The organism is Cyclobacteriaceae bacterium (genome assembly GCA_030584025.1).
Classification (GTDB): Bacteria; Bacteroidota; Bacteroidia; order Cytophagales; family Cyclobacteriaceae; genus UBA2336.
Genome location: CP129487.1, coordinates 2,495,449 through 2,514,130 on the forward strand (window position 1 = coordinate 2,495,449; position 18,682 = coordinate 2,514,130).

At 43.1% G+C, this 18,682-nt stretch carries 17 protein-coding genes; 12 read left to right on the forward strand and 5 right to left on the reverse strand.

The features are described from left to right. Positions 1-5: 5 nt before the first annotated feature. The gene (gene miaA, locus QY309_11125; GenBank protein ID WKZ58420.1) at positions 6-923 is read right to left on the reverse strand and encodes a tRNA (adenosine(37)-N6)-dimethylallyltransferase MiaA; all 918 of its coding nucleotides are present in this window, start codon (positions 921-923) and stop codon (positions 6-8) included. A 91-nt stretch (positions 924-1,014) separates the two neighbouring features. On the opposite strand from miaA, the gene QY309_11130 reads away from it, so the two are divergent. The 4 genes from QY309_11130 (at position 1,015) to QY309_11145 (ending at position 4,622) form a co-directional block, all read left to right on the forward strand. Then, positions 1,015-1,287: a hypothetical protein gene (locus QY309_11130; protein ID WKZ58421.1), complete on the forward strand. Its 273-nt coding sequence runs from the start codon at positions 1,015-1,017 to the stop codon at positions 1,285-1,287. Beyond that, positions 1,284-2,045 (forward strand): MBL fold metallo-hydrolase, encoded by a 762-nt coding sequence (locus QY309_11135; protein ID WKZ58422.1) that lies wholly within the window; start codon positions 1,284-1,286, stop codon positions 2,043-2,045. The genes QY309_11130 and QY309_11135 overlap by 4 nt, the downstream gene beginning before the upstream one ends. A 94-nt stretch (positions 2,046-2,139) precedes the next feature. Next, the gene (locus QY309_11140; GenBank protein WKZ58423.1) at positions 2,140-3,618 is read left to right on the forward strand and encodes an NFACT RNA binding domain-containing protein; all 1,479 of its coding nucleotides are present in this window, start codon (positions 2,140-2,142) and stop codon (positions 3,616-3,618) included. A 116-nt stretch (positions 3,619-3,734) separates the two neighbouring features. Continuing rightward, positions 3,735-4,622: an IS1595 family transposase gene (locus QY309_11145; GenBank protein ID WKZ58424.1), complete on the forward strand. Its 888-nt coding sequence runs from the start codon at positions 3,735-3,737 to the stop codon at positions 4,620-4,622. A gap of 8 nt (positions 4,623-4,630) precedes the next feature. Here the strand turns inward: QY309_11145 and QY309_11150 are convergent, their stop codons facing one another. Next, positions 4,631-7,258: an HAD-IC family P-type ATPase gene (locus QY309_11150; protein ID WKZ58425.1), complete on the reverse strand. Its 2,628-nt coding sequence runs from the start codon at positions 7,256-7,258 to the stop codon at positions 4,631-4,633. A 165-nt stretch (positions 7,259-7,423) separates the two neighbouring features. Between QY309_11150 and QY309_11155 the strand changes: the two genes are divergently transcribed. Beyond that, positions 7,424-8,245 carry a universal stress protein gene (locus QY309_11155; protein ID WKZ58426.1) on the forward strand — a complete coding sequence of 274 codons (822 nt, stop codon included), beginning with the start codon at positions 7,424-7,426 and terminating at the stop codon, positions 8,243-8,245. A 7-nt stretch (positions 8,246-8,252) separates the two neighbouring features. Here the strand turns inward: QY309_11155 and pyk are convergent, their stop codons facing one another. Then, entirely contained in the window at positions 8,253-9,680 is a 1,428-nt protein-coding gene (gene pyk / locus QY309_11160; protein WKZ58427.1) for a pyruvate kinase, read from the reverse strand. 36 nt (positions 9,681-9,716) lie between these two features. Further along, positions 9,717-10,139 (reverse strand): IPExxxVDY family protein, encoded by a 423-nt coding sequence (locus QY309_11165; protein WKZ58428.1) that lies wholly within the window; start codon positions 10,137-10,139, stop codon positions 9,717-9,719. 115 nt (positions 10,140-10,254) lie between these two features. Between QY309_11165 and QY309_11170 the strand changes: the two genes are divergently transcribed. The 7 genes from QY309_11170 (at position 10,255) to QY309_11200 (ending at position 18,042) form a co-directional block, all read left to right on the forward strand. Beyond that, positions 10,255-10,494 carry an acyl carrier protein gene (locus QY309_11170; protein WKZ58429.1) on the forward strand — a complete coding sequence of 80 codons (240 nt, stop codon included), beginning with the start codon at positions 10,255-10,257 and terminating at the stop codon, positions 10,492-10,494. A 33-nt stretch (positions 10,495-10,527) separates the two neighbouring features. Next, positions 10,528-11,775 (forward strand): beta-ketoacyl-ACP synthase II, encoded by a 1,248-nt coding sequence (gene fabF / locus QY309_11175; GenBank protein WKZ58430.1) that lies wholly within the window; start codon positions 10,528-10,530, stop codon positions 11,773-11,775. A gap of 69 nt (positions 11,776-11,844) precedes the next feature. After that, entirely contained in the window at positions 11,845-12,582 is a 738-nt protein-coding gene (gene rnc / locus QY309_11180; protein WKZ58431.1) for a ribonuclease III, read from the forward strand. Then, entirely contained in the window at positions 12,579-14,423 is a 1,845-nt protein-coding gene (gene nadE / locus QY309_11185; protein WKZ58432.1) for an NAD(+) synthase, read from the forward strand. Before rnc ends, nadE begins: the two co-directional genes overlap by 4 nt. A gap of 51 nt (positions 14,424-14,474) precedes the next feature. Then, positions 14,475-15,572, forward strand: a complete 1,098-nt coding sequence (gene lgt / locus QY309_11190) for a prolipoprotein diacylglyceryl transferase (GenBank protein ID WKZ58433.1) — start codon at positions 14,475-14,477, stop codon at positions 15,570-15,572. 5 nt (positions 15,573-15,577) lie between these two features. After that, positions 15,578-17,077: a POTRA domain-containing protein gene (locus QY309_11195; protein ID WKZ58434.1), complete on the forward strand. Its 1,500-nt coding sequence runs from the start codon at positions 15,578-15,580 to the stop codon at positions 17,075-17,077. Positions 17,078-17,169: 92 nt separating this feature from the next. Continuing rightward, complete coding sequence (locus tag QY309_11200; protein ID WKZ58435.1) at positions 17,170-18,042, forward strand: hypothetical protein; 873 nt, start codon at positions 17,170-17,172, stop codon at positions 18,040-18,042. Here QY309_11200 and QY309_11205 read toward each other — a convergent pair. Continuing rightward, positions 18,039-18,659 carry a toxin-antitoxin system YwqK family antitoxin gene (locus tag QY309_11205; GenBank protein WKZ58436.1) on the reverse strand — a complete coding sequence of 207 codons (621 nt, stop codon included), beginning with the start codon at positions 18,657-18,659 and terminating at the stop codon, positions 18,039-18,041. The genes QY309_11200 and QY309_11205 overlap by 4 nt on opposite strands. Positions 18,660-18,682: the final 23 nt, after the last annotated feature.

The window sequence follows — 18,682 nt, forward strand, 5'->3', positions numbered from 1 at the left end:
TACAATTAGATAGCATTGCCAAGTACTCGCAAATAGGCAAAAATATCTTCAACTGTAGTCCTTGAGAACCACCTTATCTCTCCCTCCCGTTTAAACCAAGTCAGTTGCCGTTTGGCGTACCTGCGCGAGTTGCGTTTCAATAGCCGGATGGCTTCTTCCCTGTCGTACTTCCCCTCCATGAAATCAAATATTTCCCGATATCCAACTGTTTGCAATGCATTGTGTTCCCGGTAAGGGTATAATTTTTCAGCTTCTTCAAACAAGCCTGCTTCAATCATTGCATCCATGCGCTCATCGATACGTCTGTACAGTTCTTCACGCTCCAATTCCAATCCGATTTTTATAACCTTAAACGGAAGAACCCGCTTTTGCCTCTTTTGAAAGGAGGTGATGGAACTACCGGTTGCCAATACCACTTCCAGCGCACGACTCAAACGGGCTGGGTTTTGCTGATCAGCTACATTGTAATATTCCGGATCATGTTTTTGTACCTGTTGTTGCAACCAGGGCAATCCACCGGCTTTGTATTTTTCAGTAACCATTTCCCTGATTTCTTCAGGAACTTCCGGTATATCATCAAAACCCTCTAGCAATGCCTTAACGTAAAGGCCTGAGCCTCCACATACTATAACAGAATCATGCTTCTCAAATAATTCATATACCTTCATTAAGGCATCTTCCCCAAATTGGGCTGCATCATATTTCTGGAGGATGGAGTGCGAATCAATAAAGTGATGCCTGACCACTGCCAACTCATCACCCGTGGGTTTGGCCGTGCCGATGGTCATTTCGCTATAAAACTGGCGCGAATCAGCCGAAATGATTTCGGTACCCAACGCCTGTGCCAACTCAATGGCTAAAGCAGTTTTGCCTACAGCCGTGGGCCCCACAATCACAATCAGCCGTTTATTCTCCAGATTCACCTGGTAAAATTAATACAGACATCCATTATTCTTCGTTAGGGGTACCACATTCACAATTATAAATTATCTTCGCCCCATTGAAACAACCACTATGATTAAGTACACTGTTCCGTTTTTAACCAAGCTGGAAGATATGATTGCGGAGTCGGATTACACGCTTCGCTATGAGAAGGGAAATTTCAAATCAGGATACTGCCTGCTGCGCGATCAAAAAATCATTATCGTAAACAAGTTCTATACAACGGAAGGCAAAATCAACGCCTTGCTTGACATTCTGAAAACGGTTGAACTGGAGACCACCCGCTTCACAGAAAAAAGTCAGAAGCTGTACGAGGAAATTACTCAAACTGAAGTTAAGGCTTGAAAATCACCTTTCTGGGAACCGGCACTTCGCAGGGCGTTCCTGTTATCGGCTGTGGCTGTGCGGTATGCAGTTCGTTGGATTTTCGGGATAAACGCTTACGCACTTCGGTTCACCTGGCTGTTGATAACCTGAGTCTTTTAATTGATACCGGACCTGACTTTCGGCAGCAAATGTTGCGTGAGCATATCACTAAATTGGATGGCATTTTGTTTACGCATGCCCATCGCGACCATACGGCCGGTCTGGATGATGTACGGGCATTCAACTTCATGCAACACATGAGCATGCCGGTGTACGGAACCGCCACAACATTACAGCAATTAAAGAACGATTTTGCTTACATCTTCGGACCGAAAGATTATCCCGGTTTACCGCAAGTCGATTTGCATGAAATCGGTACAGAATCTTTTAATTTTCAATCCATAACCATAACTCCCCTACTCGTTTACCATTTTAAAATGCCGGTATTGGGTTTTCGGATTCATAACTTCAGCTACATCACCGACTGCAATCACATACCGGAAGAAACATTTGAAAAATTACAGGGCACCGAAACGCTCGTACTGAATGCACTGCAGCGTGAACAGCACATTTCACATTTTAACCTGGAAGAAGCCATTCGAATGGTTGATGTAATCAAACCGAAACAAGCCTACTTCACCCACATCAGCCACAAACTTGGTTCGCATGCCGAAGTACAAAAAGAACTTCCCTCCCACATCCATTTGGCTTACGATGGATTGCGCTTAAGTTTGTAACCGGTAATCGGTTTACACACGTAGCATGCACAACAATTATTACCTATTGCGAAAGCTATCCGCTGAGCTTGAGAAAAGTTTAGCTAGGGCCGTTGTGTCTGAATGTTTTAGTCAGTCAAAAGATGAACTCATCATAAGGTTTGAAACCCAAACCAAACCATTCTATATTAAAGCCAGTCTGCAATCTGCCTTTTCGTGCTTATCTTTTCCGGAAGAGTTTAACAGGGCAAGAAGAAACAGCGTAGATCTTTTTCAGGAGTTGATCGGGCTAAAAGTTACAGGGGTACGACAATTCACCAACGAGCGCTCTTTCTCCGTTCAGTTTGCTGATGATGTAGCGCTTCTGTTTAAAATGCATGGCAACCGGGCAAATCTGGTTTTATTTTCGCAAGCAAGGCCCATCAGTTTATTCCGTAATCATCTGATGGCGGATGCAGATATCAATCTTGCATTGCTGGATAAAGTAATCGATTGGAGCAGGGAGGCCTTCGAACAAAACATCCATCAACTTAGTAAACATTACTTCACGTTTGGCAATGTGATCTGGAATTATGTCAAGCTTCAGGAATTTGAACCTAAATCACCTGACGAAAAATGGGAAATGATTCAAGGCATTATTCGAAAACTTGAATACCCTACATTTTATATCACCGAACTCAATAAACAGGTAATTCTGAGTTTGGTTGAGATCGGTGAGCCACTACAATCTTTTACGTCAGCAAAAGAAGCCTTGCATGAATTTTACAACCTGCATGCCAGGCGTTCAGGCTTTCAAAATGAAAAAGATACTGTGCTTTCGAAACTTCGCACACAACTAAAAAACGGAGAGGCTTACTTAAAAAAAACTAACGCAAAGTTAGCAGAGATTGAAGCGGATGACCATTATAAACTTTGGGCCGATTTAATCATGGCCAATCTTCACCGGATTGAACCAGGTATGAAAAAAGTAGTATTGGAAGATTTCAACACAAGTAAACCCATAGAAATAAAACTCAAAGACGACCTGAACGCTCAAAAAAACGCTGCCCTTTACTATCGAAAATCTAAAAACCACCACATCGAAGTCAGCAAACTAAAAGAAGCACTGGAACGTAAGGAGCAGGAAATCAGCAAACTCAGTAACTGGATAAACGATGTTGAGCAAATTGAACAAGTAGGTGATTTAAAAACCTTTCTTCGTTCTTCAGGTTTAGTAACGGAGGCCTCAAAAAAAGAAGCTCCCTTGCCCTACCATGAATTTGAAATGCAGGGCTATAAAATTTGGGTTGGAAAAAGTGCCAAACACAATGACGAACTCACACAACGGTTTTCCTACAAAGAAGACTTGTGGCTTCATGCCAAAGATGTCAGCGGTTCGCATGTTATTGTAAAATACCAGGCTGGAAAAAATTTCCCCAAACCTGTAATTGAAAGAGCCGCTGAATTAGCCGCGTATCATTCAAAACGAAAAACAGAAACCCTTTGCCCGGTGGTTTACACCCCAAAAAAGTTTGTCCGTAAACGCAAAGGTGATCCACCCGGAACTGTGGTGGTTGAAAAAGAAGAAATCATCCTGGTGCAGCCTAAACTGTAACCGGATGTTGTTTTAAGCGATTGGTATAAATTTTTTACTGATAGTCCGTAAAGATACCCAAATGAGACACAAGCTGTCCAAGTCATTTTCGACCTTGTTTTCAAAAGGTAAGGGTTATGAATTTGATCGAGTTTATCAAACGGTTCCCCAACGAGCAGTCCTGTCGGGCACACTTTCGGGATTATCGAATGAGTAAAGGGGTTGTGTGTAAAAAGTGTGGCCATAAGGAGCATTATTGGCTTGCCGGAAAAGAGCAGTTTCAATGTAAACAGTGCCGGTTCAGAACCACCTTACGGAGCGGCACAGTGCTGGAGAGCGGTAAGTTGCCATTCTGGTATTGGTACCTGACTATGCACCTAATGAGTTCAACCAAGAAAGGATTTTCAGCGCATGAAATCAGGCGTCAGTTAGGGCATAAACGATATGAGCCTATATGGCTGATGATGAAGAAAATACGGACTTTCATGGGCAAGGCAGAGGAAGCAAAAACACTTAAGGGTATGGTGGAATTGGACGATGCCTACTTCAGTACCAGTACATCCAAACGAGCAAGAAGAAAGCTTAAGCGGGGCAAAGGCAGCCAGAAGAAATCCAAAGTTACGGTCATGGCAGAATCCTTTCCCTTGGAGGTTCATGGGCGTAAAGAACGTTATTGTGGCCAATTCAAAATGAAAGTCAACCCTTCTGAGGATCGCCATTCGGCCAACCGGGTAGTAAGCCAGAATATTGATCCCGATAGCGTGTTGTTCACCGATCAAGCCACCGGCTATGTGGACCTGAAAAGCCTGGTGGATGTGCATGTGAGTTTTAAATCCGATTACGAGGGTGTTAATGAACTGAAATGGGTTCACATTGCTATCGCTAATGCCAAGAGAACCTTACTGGGTATTTATCATGTCATCAAAGAAAAATACCTTCAGCATTACCTGGATGAGTTCTGTTTTAAACTCAACAGAAGGTATTCACTCAATCTGTTTGATAATCTTGTCTTTAGCTTAGTTTAGTGGTATGATTACGGACTATCAGAAATTTTTTTATACAATTCCATCACTACCAAGATGATTGAAGCAGTCGCCAACAACTTAAGCCATTCCGATAAGCTTACCGGTTCAATGTTCAATAAGCTTTGCATAAACGGAATATGCATGGAAAGAATGTGAATGCCTTGCGCAACAATAATGGCTATCCAAACAAAATAATTATTGGAGAATGGGATGGAAAACACAGAGGTACGCTCCGAACGACAATTCAATACATGAAAATTCTGCAATAAAACCATCAACAACAAAATGATATTGCGCGCCTCTGCTTCTGCATAATTAAGATTATTCAACAGATGGAACCAAAGTCCGAACGTGAGCAACATCATCACCGAACCAGAAATTAGGGTTTGTGTGATCATGAGTCTGTCGAAAATTCCTTGGGCAGGTTTACGGGGCGGTTCATTCAATACATGTCTTTCGCCTTTCTCAAATGCAAGGGCAACATCCTGCGCGCCATTGGTTACCAGGTTTAACCAAAGCAACTGAACGGGCAAAAAAGGAAGCGGCAAACCGGTAAGCAAAGCCATAAACACCATTATGATTTCGGCTGCCCCGGTAGAAATTAACATGTAAATAATTTTGCGAAGATTGCCGTATGTGTACCGACCTTCTTCAATGCCGGCCGCCAATGATGAAAAGTTATTATCGGTAATGATAATGCTGGCTGATTCTTTGGCCACATCACTTCCATAGCCCATGGCCACACCAATGTTGGCCGTTTTCAAAGCAGGCGCATCATTCACACCGTCTCCGGTTACGGCAGCAAAATTTCCCTGCACCCGAACCGCTTCTATAATTTGTTGCTTTTGCAAGGGACTCACCCGCGCAAAAACACTTTTTCCCGAGAGCCGCTGATGAAACGCAGTGTCATCCTTTCCTTTACTCAAGCCCAATTGATCGCCCGTGATTACATCATCCTTTGATGCAGCTATTCCTAATTCATTGGCAATAAACAATGCTGTAGCCGGATGATCTCCTGTAATCATGCTCACCTGTATACCCGCCTGGTGACAGAACTCAACTGCGCCCTTTGCTTCCGGTTTAAGTGGATCAATTAGGGCTACCAATCCCAGTAAGTTTAAATTCTTAAGCGCTAAAGAAGCTTCAACCTCCCCTGACGCTACTGCCAATACCCGAAAACCCTGTGCGGCCAGTTGATTGGTTTGTTGAAAAAGTATCTCGTGATGGTTACCAACGCACAGTGGCACAAGTGCTTCGACTGCACCCTTTATTGCAGCAAACGTTTTACCTGCCTTATTGTAAATAGTTGCCGCATATTTACGATCTGATTCAAATGGAATTTCCCTGACAACATGCACTGCGTTGCGGACATTCTCCAATTTATAGCCGCGTTTAATCCCCAATGCCAAAAAAGCCACATCAATGGCATCCCCCTGATGCTCCCAACCCGATCCATGCTTAATCAACTCAGCCTCGTTACACAACACGCCCGCTTCAACAAGGTCGTCTAGCATTTGTGCCGTATCACCTTCATGAATCAAATCACCAGATAATACTCCATCTCCATTATATCCTGCCCCACTCACATCAACTTGGGCGCCATTGGCAAGTAAAATTTTCTTCACGGTTTGTTGATCAACCGTTAAGGTTCCGGTTTTATCCGTGCCGATATAATTACAACTTCCCAATCCTTCAACAGCAGAAAGTTTTCTTATAATGACATTACGCTTTGCCATCCTACTTGTTCCGATTGAAAGCGCAACGGTCATGGCAATTGGCAGCCCTTCCGGTATGGCCGAAACAGCAACCGCAACAGCAACAAAGAAAATATCTATCAAAGGTATTCCCTGATAGAATCCGATCAGAAAAATCAGGATACAAGCCACCAATACAATCAAGCTTACCCGTTTGGCAAACCGGCTCATTCGCCTCATCAGTGGCGTTTCCTCTTGTCGGGTTTCGCTTACTGTTTTTGCGATTTTTCCAATCTCCGTTTGTAAACCGGTTGCCACCACCAGCCCACGGCCCCGGCCACTCATCACCGTAGTACCAGCAAAAAGCATATTTACCTGATCACCCAATGCAAGCTCACCGCTTCCCACTACCTGCGGATTCTTTTCAATCGGCAATGATTCACCGGTGAGTATGGCCTCTTCGGTTCGTAAGTTGTTGGAGGAGATTAATCGCAAATCAGCAGGCACCCGCATACCCGATTCCATTAGGACAACATCTCCCGGTACCAGCTGTTCCGCATCCAATAAAATCGAATTGCCATCGCGCAATACTTTGGCCTTTGTTTTCACAAGTTGTTGCAATGCGGCAGCATTGGTTTCTGCTTTCCACTCTTGATAAGTCCCCAGTATGGCATTGATCATGATGATCAGAAAAATGAACCCTGCATCTTCATGCTCACCAATTAATACTGATACAGCACCGGCTGCAATGAGTACATAAATCAGCGGACTTGTAAATTGATGCAGCACCACCTTTAGAAAAGTAACCTGCTTACCATGAGGTAATACATTCAATCCATAGCGTTTTAGCCGACTGTTTGCTTCTGATGAACTCAGGCCATCAAATGAAGTTGAGAACGTATCAAAAAGCTCGTTTATGGATTGGTGAAAAAACTGATTCATTGTGGCTTACTTTCCATGGGTACGATTTCTCAAATATACATGGGTTAGTCAAGCTGGCCATGTGATGATTATCAGGTAGTGTGCTGACCAGTATCATAAAAATTTAGCAGTAAAAACAGGTACTTGAACGTATAATCTTAGGACGCTCAGAAAACCAAAATTGTTATGAAACGCATACTCATTCCAACCGACTTTTCTGCCTGTGCAAAAAATGCATTAAAGGTTGGTTCCGAATTGGCCGCTGAACTAAAGGCTGAAATTTTATTGCTTCATGTAATTTATACAACAAATGGATTGGAGAAACTACCTGAAAATTTTATCAACTATCCAGAATTAAAGAATGTTGTAAACAAGGCCAGGCAACACCTCAAGAAAGATCAGGAACAATACGAGAAAATAACCATCACCACACAATTGGAAATCGGCACTCCCTTTCAGGTGATAATCACTACAGCTAAAAAGTGGAAAGCTGACTTGATCATTATGGGTTCACATGGCACAGCCGAAAAGAATCATCCGTTTGTTGGTTCCAACGCGCAGAAAGTTTTGCGAGGTGCCGATTGCCCGGTGCTGTCGGTACAGAAAAATCACACGCTTAAAAATCTGAAACGATTAACTTTTGCATCAAACTTTGAAGATGGTTGTGAAAAAGCTGCCGCAGGAATCATGGAATTTGCTCAAACGGTAAAAGCTCAGGTTCAACTACTCTATGTAAATACCCCCATTAATTTCAAAGACACACACTATATCCAGGAAAGATTCAAGTGGTTTGAAAAGAAAAATAACAAGTTAAAATTTACACAGGCCATTCATTGCGACTACGATGTACATCGTGGTATTGCACATTTCCTTGCGGATGAAAAGCAAGGAATTGCCGGCATTGTTACGCGAACACGTAAGGGACTACCCACTTATACGTTGGGCATTGCCGAAAGTGTAACCTATCACAGTCCGGTACCCGTACTCAGTGTAAATTACACCAAATAACAGTAACCTATTTTACGATATTAATCTTCAGGGTATTGGTACGCTGACGTTCCTGAATGGGCATACTGGCCATCGTGATGAAAATGTCACCGCTTTGTACATGCCCTTCTTTTTTCAGGATGGATTCTACATCAGCAATAGTCTCATCTGTTGAATTTACCTTGTTGTAGTGATAACCCCGGGCACCCCACACCAGGTTGATGGTATTGATCAGGTACTTGTTACTGGTAAAAACAAAAATATTGGTATTCGGTCGGTATGAAGATGATTTAAATGCTGTGTAACCCGAAGCTGTCATACCCACAATGGCTTTTGCGCCAACATCCTTTGCCAACTTACAGGCAGCCAACACGAGGCTGTCGTTGATGTATACCGGAGATTTTGGGTCTACTTCCCGGAAACGGTAATACAACTTTTCATTTTTCTCCACCGATGCAATTGTACGCACCATACTGCGCACCACTTCAATGGGGTATTTACCTGCTGCTGTTTCCGCAGAGAGCATCACGGCATCAGCCCCGTCCATTACGGCATTGGCAACGTCATTTGTCTCTGCACGTGTAGGACGCGGATTTTCAATCATGCTCTCCATCATCTGCGTGGCTACAATTACCGGCTTGGCCGCGGCATTGCATTTCTCTACCAGCATTTTTTGAACCATCGGCACTTCTTCCAACCAGATCTCCACACCTAAATCGCCACGCGCTACCATCACGGCATCGGTAGCCGCAATAATCTCATCAATGTTGCTCAGCGCTTCGGGCTTTTCAATCTTGGCCACAATGCGCGAAAGCGACTGATGCTCTTCCAGAATGCTTCTCAAAATTTTTATATCCTGCGCCTTACGCACAAACGAAAGTGCAATCCAGTCCAGGTTGTTCTTAATCCCGAATTCAAGATCTTTTAAATCTTTTTCCGTAAGTGATGGTGCCGATACTTTGGTAAAGGGCATGTTTATTCCCTTGCGTGATTTCAACGGGCCACCGTATACAACTTCGGTTACCACATCAATATCACGAACTTCCTTCACTTTCAATTCAATCTTACCGTCATCCACCAGTATCACATCACCCTTCTTCACATCTTTAGGTAGTTGCTGGTACGATGTACTGGCAATTTCACGGTTCCCTTTCAACTGCCTCGTGGTAATGATAAACTCCTGACCTCGCTCCAACACTACATCCGCCTCAACTTCCTGCACGCGAATTTTAGGGCCTTGCAAATCCAAAAGCAACGCAACCGTTGAGCCAAGTTCTTCATTCAACTCACGAACGGTATTGATCACTTTTTGGTGATCCTCATGAGAACCATGTGAGAAATTCAAACGAAACACATCAACGCCCTCTTTGATGAGCGCGCGAAGCATCTCGCGTGAGTTGGAGGCAGGACCTACAGTGGCAACAATTTTGGTTTTATTGTACGATATCATTTCCATGTTTACGAAATTCTAAAAAGGTTGTGGGTACGGGTGTTAAAAAACAAAGTTACTTCTCGACTTTAACGAATCAGCCGCTATGGGAGCTACCAGTTCAATGGAAGGAATTTCTTTTATCGCTTGCAGAACCATAGAAGTAAAATTAACATCTTCTGATGCTGTCAAAAGTATAAAATCAAAACGAGGAAATTCAGGCACCAGAAAATACTTTCCGGTCTCGTAATCGATAGGTTTGTTTTTAAACAGTTTCAATCGATTGAGACGCGTTTCATATGCATAAAAAGAAAAATATCGTTCCTCCTGATTTTTGAATCCAACCGCCAGATCGGGCTGCCGCACAAGCTTTACACCCAGTTTCTGATTAATCTCCCAGGCCAGTTTATAACCTTTCAAAGCCGAGATAATGCCGGCCAGTTCGAAGTCGAAATCATACTCAATAACCAGCTTGGTTTTCTTCATTTCCGGTGCAATTTCAGCGGGTTTTGGGCATATCGGCCCGGATTAAAAAAGTTTGACAATATTGCAGTAAATATCTTTCTTTGCAGGGATTTTTAAATCTTAAAACCTTAAAAACATGTCTGAAATCGCACAAAAAGTAAAACAGATTATCATCGACAAACTCGGTGTTGAAGAATCTGAAGTTACTCCTGAAGCAAGCTTTACCAACGACCTTGGCGCTGACTCCCTTGATACTGTTGAACTGATTATGGAGTTCGAAAAGGAATTCAACATTTCTATTCCTGACGATCAGGCCGAAAACATTTCTACCGTTGGCCAGGCGATCTCTTACCTGGAACAGAACGTTAAGAAGTAAGACGACCTTTTACCTCACGCACATTTTTTACGTATGACTTTAAAGCGAGTAGTTGTCACCGGACTTGGTGCACTTACCCCTATCGGGAACACCCTTAGGGAATACTGGGAAGGACTGAAAGCCGGTACCAGTGGTGCTGCCCCTATAACCCGTTTCGATGCTACTCTTTTTAAAACCAAATTTGCCTGCGAAGTAAAAAACTTCGACATCGGTAATTTTATGGATCGCAAGGAGGCCCGCAAGATGGACCCCTTCGCGCAATACGCAATGGTGGTTGCCGATGAGGCCATCAAAGACTCAAACCTTCCGCTGTCAGAACTGGATCCGCATCGCATTGGTGTAATCTGGGGATCAGGCATCGGAGGGTTACTTACCTTTCAGGAAGAAGTGAAGTCATTCGCCAAAGGCGATGGCACACCTCGCTTCAACCCGTTCTTTATTCCAAAAATGATTCCCGACCTGAGTGCAGGTCACATCTCCATCAAGTATGGCTTTCGCGGGCCAAACTTTGTAACCGTTTCGGCTTGTGCATCTTCCACCAACGCCATTTACGATGCCTTTACCTACATTCGTTTAGGTAAGGCGGATGTGATTGTTTCCGGTGGTTCAGAAGCTGCAGTTTGCGAAGCCGGTGTTGGTGGATTTAACGCCATGAAGGCATTATCCGAGCGCAATGATTCGCCTGAAACAGCATCTCGCCCTTACGACAAGGAGCGCGATGGTTTTGTATTGGGAGAAGGTGCCGGTGCATTGGTTCTTGAAGAGTACGAGCACGCCAAAAAACGCGGTGCAAAAATTTATGCCGAAGTGATTGGCGGAGGCATGTCGGCCGATGCATACCACATTACTGCCCCACACCCGGAAGGCGCAGGCATTACCAAAGTGATGGAAAATGCATTGGAAGATGCAGGCATCAAACCGCAAGAAGTGGATTACATCAATACACATGGAACCTCAACGCCTCTTGGCGATATTGGTGAGATCAAGGCCATTACCCAGGTATTTGGCGACCATGTGTTTAAGATGAACATCAGCTCAACCAAATCCATGACCGGGCATTTACTCGGTGCAGCCGGTGCCATTGAAGCGCTGGCTTGTTTGATGGCCATTAACGAAGGTGTTGTTCCGCCTACCATCAATAATTCCACGCCTGACGACCAGTTGGATTCGCGTTTGAACCTGACGCTTAACAAAGCGCAAAAACGCGATGTAAAAGTTGCCTTAAGTAACACGTTTGGCTTTGGTGGCCATAATGCCTCCATCATTTTCCGCAAAGCCTGATCCCCATGTTTATCGGTCAATTAAATCCCTTTGCTTACCTTAGGGGATTAAATATTTGTGCCTGATCACGTGTGGCGAATTCTTAAAATCACCGGTAAAAAATCCTCATCCGACAAACAGCTGATCACAGCTATTCATAACATAGCGGGCTTCACTCCGGTTAATCTGGAACTGTATCGGCTGGCCACGCGCCATAGTTCAATTGTAAAAGAGAACGGCAATGGGTTTAAGGAAAACAACGAACGTCTGGAGTATTTGGGTGATGCCATTCTCGGTGCCGCAGTCGCTGATTTTTTATTCAAGAAATTCCCTTATAAAACAGAAGGCTTTCTGACAGAAATGCGTTCACGAATTGTAAATCGTGAGTCGTTGAACCTGTTGGCTCGCAAAATCGGAATTGGCAACATCGTTCAATACGACCAAAAAAATCAGCAATTACAACAAGTAATTCTTGGAAATACCCTGGAAGCCATTGTGGGCGCAATCTACCTCGACAAAGGATATCTTCGCACCAAACGTTTTGTTATCAACAAACTCATCGTACCCAATTATGATTTGGATGAACTGGTCAGTACACAAACCAACTTTAAAAGCAAAGTGATTGAATGGTGCCAGCGCGAAAACAAGGAGGTGCGCTTTGAAATTGTTGACATTAAAAAAGGCAGAATACACAAGGAGTTTACCGCTCAGGTAATCATTGACAATACTGTAGCGGGAACTGGCTTTGGCAATAGCAAGAAAAAAGCAGAGCAAGATGCGGCTTATAAAACCTGCGAACAATTAAAAATACTGGAGGCATTATCGTGAAACGATTAAAACTGGCAGGCGCAACCTTAAACCAGACTCCTTTCGATTGGAAAGGAAATACAGAAAATATTATTGAGGCCATTCATCACGCTAAGCAAGAAGGTGCCCGCATACTTTGTCTGCCCGAGCTATGCACTACCGGCTATGGATGCGAAGATGTATTTCTCAGCGACTGGCTCAGTGAAAGCGCCTTTGAGCAATTACTGAAACTGAAAGAGCATTGTGCCGATATCACGGTCAACATCGGGTTACCCCTTCGCATTGACGGGCGCACATACAACGGTTCATGCGTTGTTCATAACAAGGAGATTCTTGGAATTACCTTGAAACAAAATTTGCCCAATGATGGTGTTCACTATGAGCCAAGGTGGTTTACTCCGTGGCAGGCCGGAAAAGTGATCACGTTAACCCGCCAGGGAGTAACCTTCCAGGCTGGTGATCTCATATATGAATCGAACGGCATTCGCTTTGGAATTGAAATTTGTGAAGATGGATGGAGTAAAGAAAAAAGGCCCGGCTATAATTTTCAAAAACGTGGCGTTGATCTAATCCTCAATCCTAGTGCCAGCCATTTTGCTATGGGCAAGAGCAGCAACCGCGAATCAGAAGTGGCGCTTGATGGATCAAGACTATTTAACTGTGTTTACATTTTCTGCAACCTGTTGGGCAATGAAGCAGGCCGTATGATCTATGACGGAGATATTCTTTTTGCACAAAAGGGCGAATTAATCGCACAAAACAACCGCTTGTCATTTAAGCGGTTTAATGTATTAACCTGCGAAATTGATTTTGAGCATCCTCAGAAAAGTGAACAAAAACTTTTGGCTGATTCAAAAGACCGGAATGAAGAATTAACCAAAGCTGCCACCTTGGCCTTGTACGACTACCTTCGAAAAAGCAAGGCCAAAGGCTTTGCGCTCTCCCTTAGCGGTGGTGCTGATTCTTCCATGTGTGCCGTATTGGTGGCCGAAATGGTAAAACGTGCAAGCGACACATTGGGCTGGGATGTGTTTTGCAACAGCATTGGTTTAACAGCTGTTAAAAATCAACAAGATGCGGTAAAGCAATTGTTGGTCTGTGCATATCAAGGCTCCAAAAATTCATCTAAAAAAACACTTGAGGCCGCCCAATCATTGGCCACATCATTAGGCGCAACATTTTACCATTGGAGTATTCAAGATGAAGTGGATACATACACCAAAAAAATTGAAAAAAGTTTAGGCCGAACATTAACATGGGATCAGGATGATATTGCCTTGCAAAACATACAGGCACGTGCCCGGTCTCCCATCATCTGGATGTTAGCCAACATCCGGCAAAGCATCCTGCTGACCACCTCAAACCGAAGTGAAGGCGATGTGGGTTACGCCACCATGGATGGCGATACCAGTGGCAGTCTGGCGCCTATTGCCGGCATTGGCAAGCCTACCATTTTGGCATGGCTGAAATGGGCTGAACAAGAGTTGGGGTATACTGGATTGAAGCATGTGAATAACTTACAACCCACAGCTGAACTTCGTCCGTCCGAAAAAAATCAAACCGATGAAGACGACCTGATGCCATATGGTGTGCTGATGGCCATTGAGCGACAAGCTATATTGAAAAGAAAATCACCACTTGAAGTATTTGAGATTTTAAAGTCAGATTTTGCTGACAAAACCGCCCTGAAAAACCATATCAGGAAATTCTTCCGCATGTGGGCCGCCAATCAATGGAAACGTGAACGACTGGCACCATCTTTCCATCTGGATGATTTCAATGTTGACCCACGATCGTGGTGCAGATTTCCTATATTATCATCGGGATTTACCGAAGAACTTGCTTTATTAGAAGCTCACTAATCCCTATTTTACAATCTTCAATTAATCCATAATCCGTATATATTTGCGACCATGAGTTTACTGAGTTATATAATCTGGAACACAAGCCCCGACATCTTTTCCATTGGGCCGGTAACCCTTCGTTGGTATGGACTATTGTTTGCCTTGGGCTTCTTGTTAAGCCAGCAGATATTATACTATATCTTTAAACAAGAGGGCAAACCCGAAAAGGACGTAGATACACTAACCATTTACATGGTTATTGCCACCATTATTGGTGCACGTTTAGGTCACGTTTTGTTTTATGAGCCTGAGCGCTACCTCTCAAACCCGATTGATATTCTTAAAATATGGGAAGGCGGCTTGGCCAGTCACGGTGCTGCGTTCGGTATTTTGTTTGCCTTGTGGTTATATGCCCGCAAGAAAAGACCGGGTCAGTCATACCTACAGATTCTTGATCGTATTGTGATTTTGGTTGCCCTGACTGGTGCCCTAATCCGCTTGGGTAATTTTTTCAATTCCGAAATCATTGGCAAGCCAACCGAATCAAACAGCGGTGTGGTGTTTGCCCGCAATGTATCAGAAGTATTAAAAAGTGATCCGGGCATAGAAGAAGTACATTTCTCAAGCGGTTCAGGTAATCTGAATCAAGAAGGCTACCCACCCATAAAATTACTCATCGAGTTCAAGGCGAGTGAAGATTCGTTGCGAGCGGCTGCCTTCATGAACAACAAGCTGTATGACCGGTTGGTATACTCCAGTTATGTACGCGAACATCTGTACGTTGACGAAACACTAAACTTCAAACTGGGCAAAGAAGATAATGGCCAATACGCAGCAGTTGTAAATACGCATGCTATACCACGCCATCCCGCGCAATTGTATGAATCTATTTCATGCGTGATCTTGTTTGCGTTTTTATTTTGGCTCTGGTACCGCGACAAAGCAAAGCTGCCTGCAGGCCGGATTTTTGGCATCTTCATGATTGTACTGTGGTCCTTGCGCTTTGCTTACGAATACTTGAAAGAAGTGCAGGTAAGCAGTGAACTTGACTTTATTGATAAATACGGAATTAATTATGGTCAATTGTACAGTATTCCGTTAGTGCTAGTTGGTATCGTGGTGTTGATTTTATCGTTCAGGAAAAGCAAGCAGGAAGTAAACGAATAACCTTTTTGATCCGGTGCATATATCAAAACATCAGGGCGCTGGTTATGTTGGGAGGAATACTCCTTCTGCTGCCAGTTTCAGGAAAAGAAAATCCTGATCTTGCCCTTCATGCACCCGATTCTGTCAGAAAAAAGAATCGCTCAAAAACTGAAACCTATACTGATAGTGTTGGCTATTATGTAGAAATCAACCGGATTTTTGTCTTAGGAAATAAGTTGACACGCGAGAGCATCATCTTGCGTGAACTTTCGCTTAAACCAGGGGACAGCATTTTTAACCTGGAACTACCCAAAGTTTTAGAGAAGGATCAGAATAAACTTTTTAACCTGCACCTGTTCAATGCCGTTGAAATACGGCCCCTCGAACTTCAACCCGGAAAGGCCGACTTGTTAGTGGAGGTGAATGAACGTTGGTATACCTTTCCGGTGCCGATTTTTGAACTGGCCGACCGAAACTTCAACGAATGGTGGGAGAACTACAACCACGATTTTAAACGCGTTAATTATGGATTAAAACTTTTTCAATACAATGTACGCGGACGAAATGAAACACTCGTGCTTACTGCACAATTCGGTTATGTACGAAGGTTTGAACTGATGTATCGCATCCCCTACCTGGACAAACGCCAAAAGCAAGGACTCATTTTCAAAACCGATTTTATTGATGCCAAGAACGTGGCCTATCGCACAGACGATCATAAGCTAACATTTCTGGAAACCGATCGGGTGTTGCGCAATATGCGGGGAATGGAACTTACCTATACGTATCGGAATTCCTTTTACAATCACCACCGGCTAGGTTATGCCTTCCGAAGAACAAGTATTTCTGACTCCCTGTATGCGATCAACCCGCATTATTTAGGTACAGAACGGCAGCTTCAAAAATTTGATATACTCAGCTACGAATTTATTTCCGATCACCGCGATGTGATCGCTTATCCATTGCGCGGGTATCATTTTGTTTTTCACCTGCAAAAAGTAGGCTTCGCTATAAGTGAAGATCTGGAGAAACTGGATACCTGGGTGAGCTATGCCCGCTACATGGATCTGAAAAAAAATTACTTTCTATCCAACCTTACGTTTGGATACTGGAGCAACAAGAATAACATTCCGTATCATAATTTTGGGGTACTTGGTTATAATCGCTTGTTTGTTCGCGGTTATGAAGTGAATGTGGTGGAGGGGCCTTTGTTCTTTCTGAATAAGACCACTCTGAAGAAACGCATATTTCATCGCATTTACAGCATGGAAGGCTCACGGTTTAAACAGTTCAAATACGTACCACTTTCCATTTACTTAAAAACCTATGCCGATTTCGGATATGTAAAAAACTATCCCTTCTATAATGAAAATGAGCTGAACACCCGGCTATCCAACACGTTAATGGCTGGTACCGGTATGGGTATTGACATTGTCAGTTCGTACGATGTGGTGTTGCGCTTTGAATATACCTTAAACAGCGAAGGTCGCGCAGGATTTTTCTTTCACATCAAGAAGGAGTTTTAATATGTTCCTCCTATATTCAATGAATTCTTGACATGGTCTCAAAGAAATATAATCTCTTTATACTCCTAATAGGTCTATTAGTTACTCCTTACGTGGAAGCAGATGGATATCCCTGCAAAAAGTACAAATTTGACTTCAACCAAGAAGTAGTTCCAGGAAACATCATCATAAGTTGGTCAATTAATACTGGACTCAATCGTTGTGGCGAATTTCAAAAAGAAGATATTACTAAACATTCGTACGTAATAGTGGTTTCGAATTTACAAGGTGATGTATTACTGTCAGATACCATAGCTCAAAATTGGTTTGCATTCAATGTACTCGAAAATGAAGCGTTAGCCCACGTGAGAGTAGCTGAACTTAACGGAGATGAATACATCGACACGCTACTAAAAAGAAAACACATTACATTGTTTGAATTAGATACCAAAATAGATTCAATTATTTTTTACCTCACAAATGGCTTAATTCTTAATGCACTATACCAACTTCATTCATTAAATCTTCAATACCTGCGGGACTCTCTTATTCAAGAATTTACACTACTCTTCCCCGAACACTATCCCCATAACCAAGACTTCTTTAATTGTTACCTTGATCCAGAATCACTTTTGCTAAAAAAGATGCTATATACCAGGAACCTTACTGGCTTTTCAAAATCACTTAACAAAGGCACCAAAACACTTACCAAAAAACCTGAAGATATATACATCAACATCATTAGCCGAAACGATCATTCTACTACAAGAGTAGAAGTCTTTCCAAAAGAATTAACTTCACTTGTATTAAGCTCACTTACCCTGCTTGAATTTGACCATACAGAAAACCAGGAAGGATTAACCACTTTGCTAATTACGCGTAAAAAAAATGGTAGATTTTATTATGTAAAAAATTCGCGTGCACTAACAAACCCAAACAGTCCGGGGTTTCAAAAAAAATTTCCTTACACCGGGCCTATCCATTAGTACTTCCACTTTCTTTTGTTCCCCTTCTTATCATACTGAAACCACTCCCCTACCCGCTCACCGTGTTCATACCATCCGGAAAAGGTTAATCTACCCTGATCATCAAAAAATTTCCATTCACCGTGTTCTTTACCGTCCAGGTAAAACCCTTGCTGAATCAATACGCCTTCCCGATTGTATTGCATTACAGCGCCATTAGGCATACCACTTTTATAAGTTAACTCCCTGTCTGGATTTCCATTATCGTAAAAGTATTTCCACAAGCCATCATACATGCCCTGTTTATAAACTCCGTACCGATAGCGCTTACCATTTTCATGAAAGTAAAAAGCGGAGTCGTTTAATATACCGTCTTTCCATACTTCCCTTCCCTCCACCTGCCCGTTCCGGTAATGATATACCACTTCGCCTTGCAATTTTCCATTTTCAAAATGCTCAATTACATTGAGTTCTCCTGTAGGATAATAATACAGCCATTTACCAGCTTTGCGGCCATCCTGCATCAACCCTGCAGACCGAATTTGCCCGGAAGGGTATTGATCCTGAACGGGTTGTCCGAAAGCACCGGATGTTAAAAGCAGAAAAATAATCAAGCCACCAGCAGTAAGATTTGTCATATTTTCGGGCATGTGCTAAATTA

Coding starts and splice junctions, on each gene's coding strand:
- QY309_11130 (WKZ58421.1), top strand. CDS start 1,015: ATGATTAAGTACACTGTTCCGTTTTTAACCAAGCTGGAAGATATGATT.
- QY309_11145 (WKZ58424.1), top strand. CDS start 3,735: ATGAATTTGATCGAGTTTATCAAACGGTTCCCCAACGAGCAGTCCTGT.
- QY309_11150 (WKZ58425.1), bottom strand. CDS start 7,258: ATGAATCAGTTTTTTCACCAATCCATAAACGAGCTTTTTGATACGTTC.
- QY309_11155 (WKZ58426.1), top strand. CDS start 7,424: ATGAAACGCATACTCATTCCAACCGACTTTTCTGCCTGTGCAAAAAAT.
- pyk (WKZ58427.1), bottom strand. CDS start 9,680: ATGGAAATGATATCGTACAATAAAACCAAAATTGTTGCCACTGTAGGT.
- QY309_11165 (WKZ58428.1), bottom strand. CDS start 10,139: ATGAAGAAAACCAAGCTGGTTATTGAGTATGATTTCGACTTCGAACTG.
- QY309_11170 (WKZ58429.1), top strand. CDS start 10,255: ATGTCTGAAATCGCACAAAAAGTAAAACAGATTATCATCGACAAACTC.
- fabF (WKZ58430.1), top strand. CDS start 10,528: ATGACTTTAAAGCGAGTAGTTGTCACCGGACTTGGTGCACTTACCCCT.
- lgt (WKZ58433.1), top strand. CDS start 14,475: ATGAGTTTACTGAGTTATATAATCTGGAACACAAGCCCCGACATCTTT.
- QY309_11205 (WKZ58436.1), bottom strand. CDS start 18,659: ATGACAAATCTTACTGCTGGTGGCTTGATTATTTTTCTGCTTTTAACA.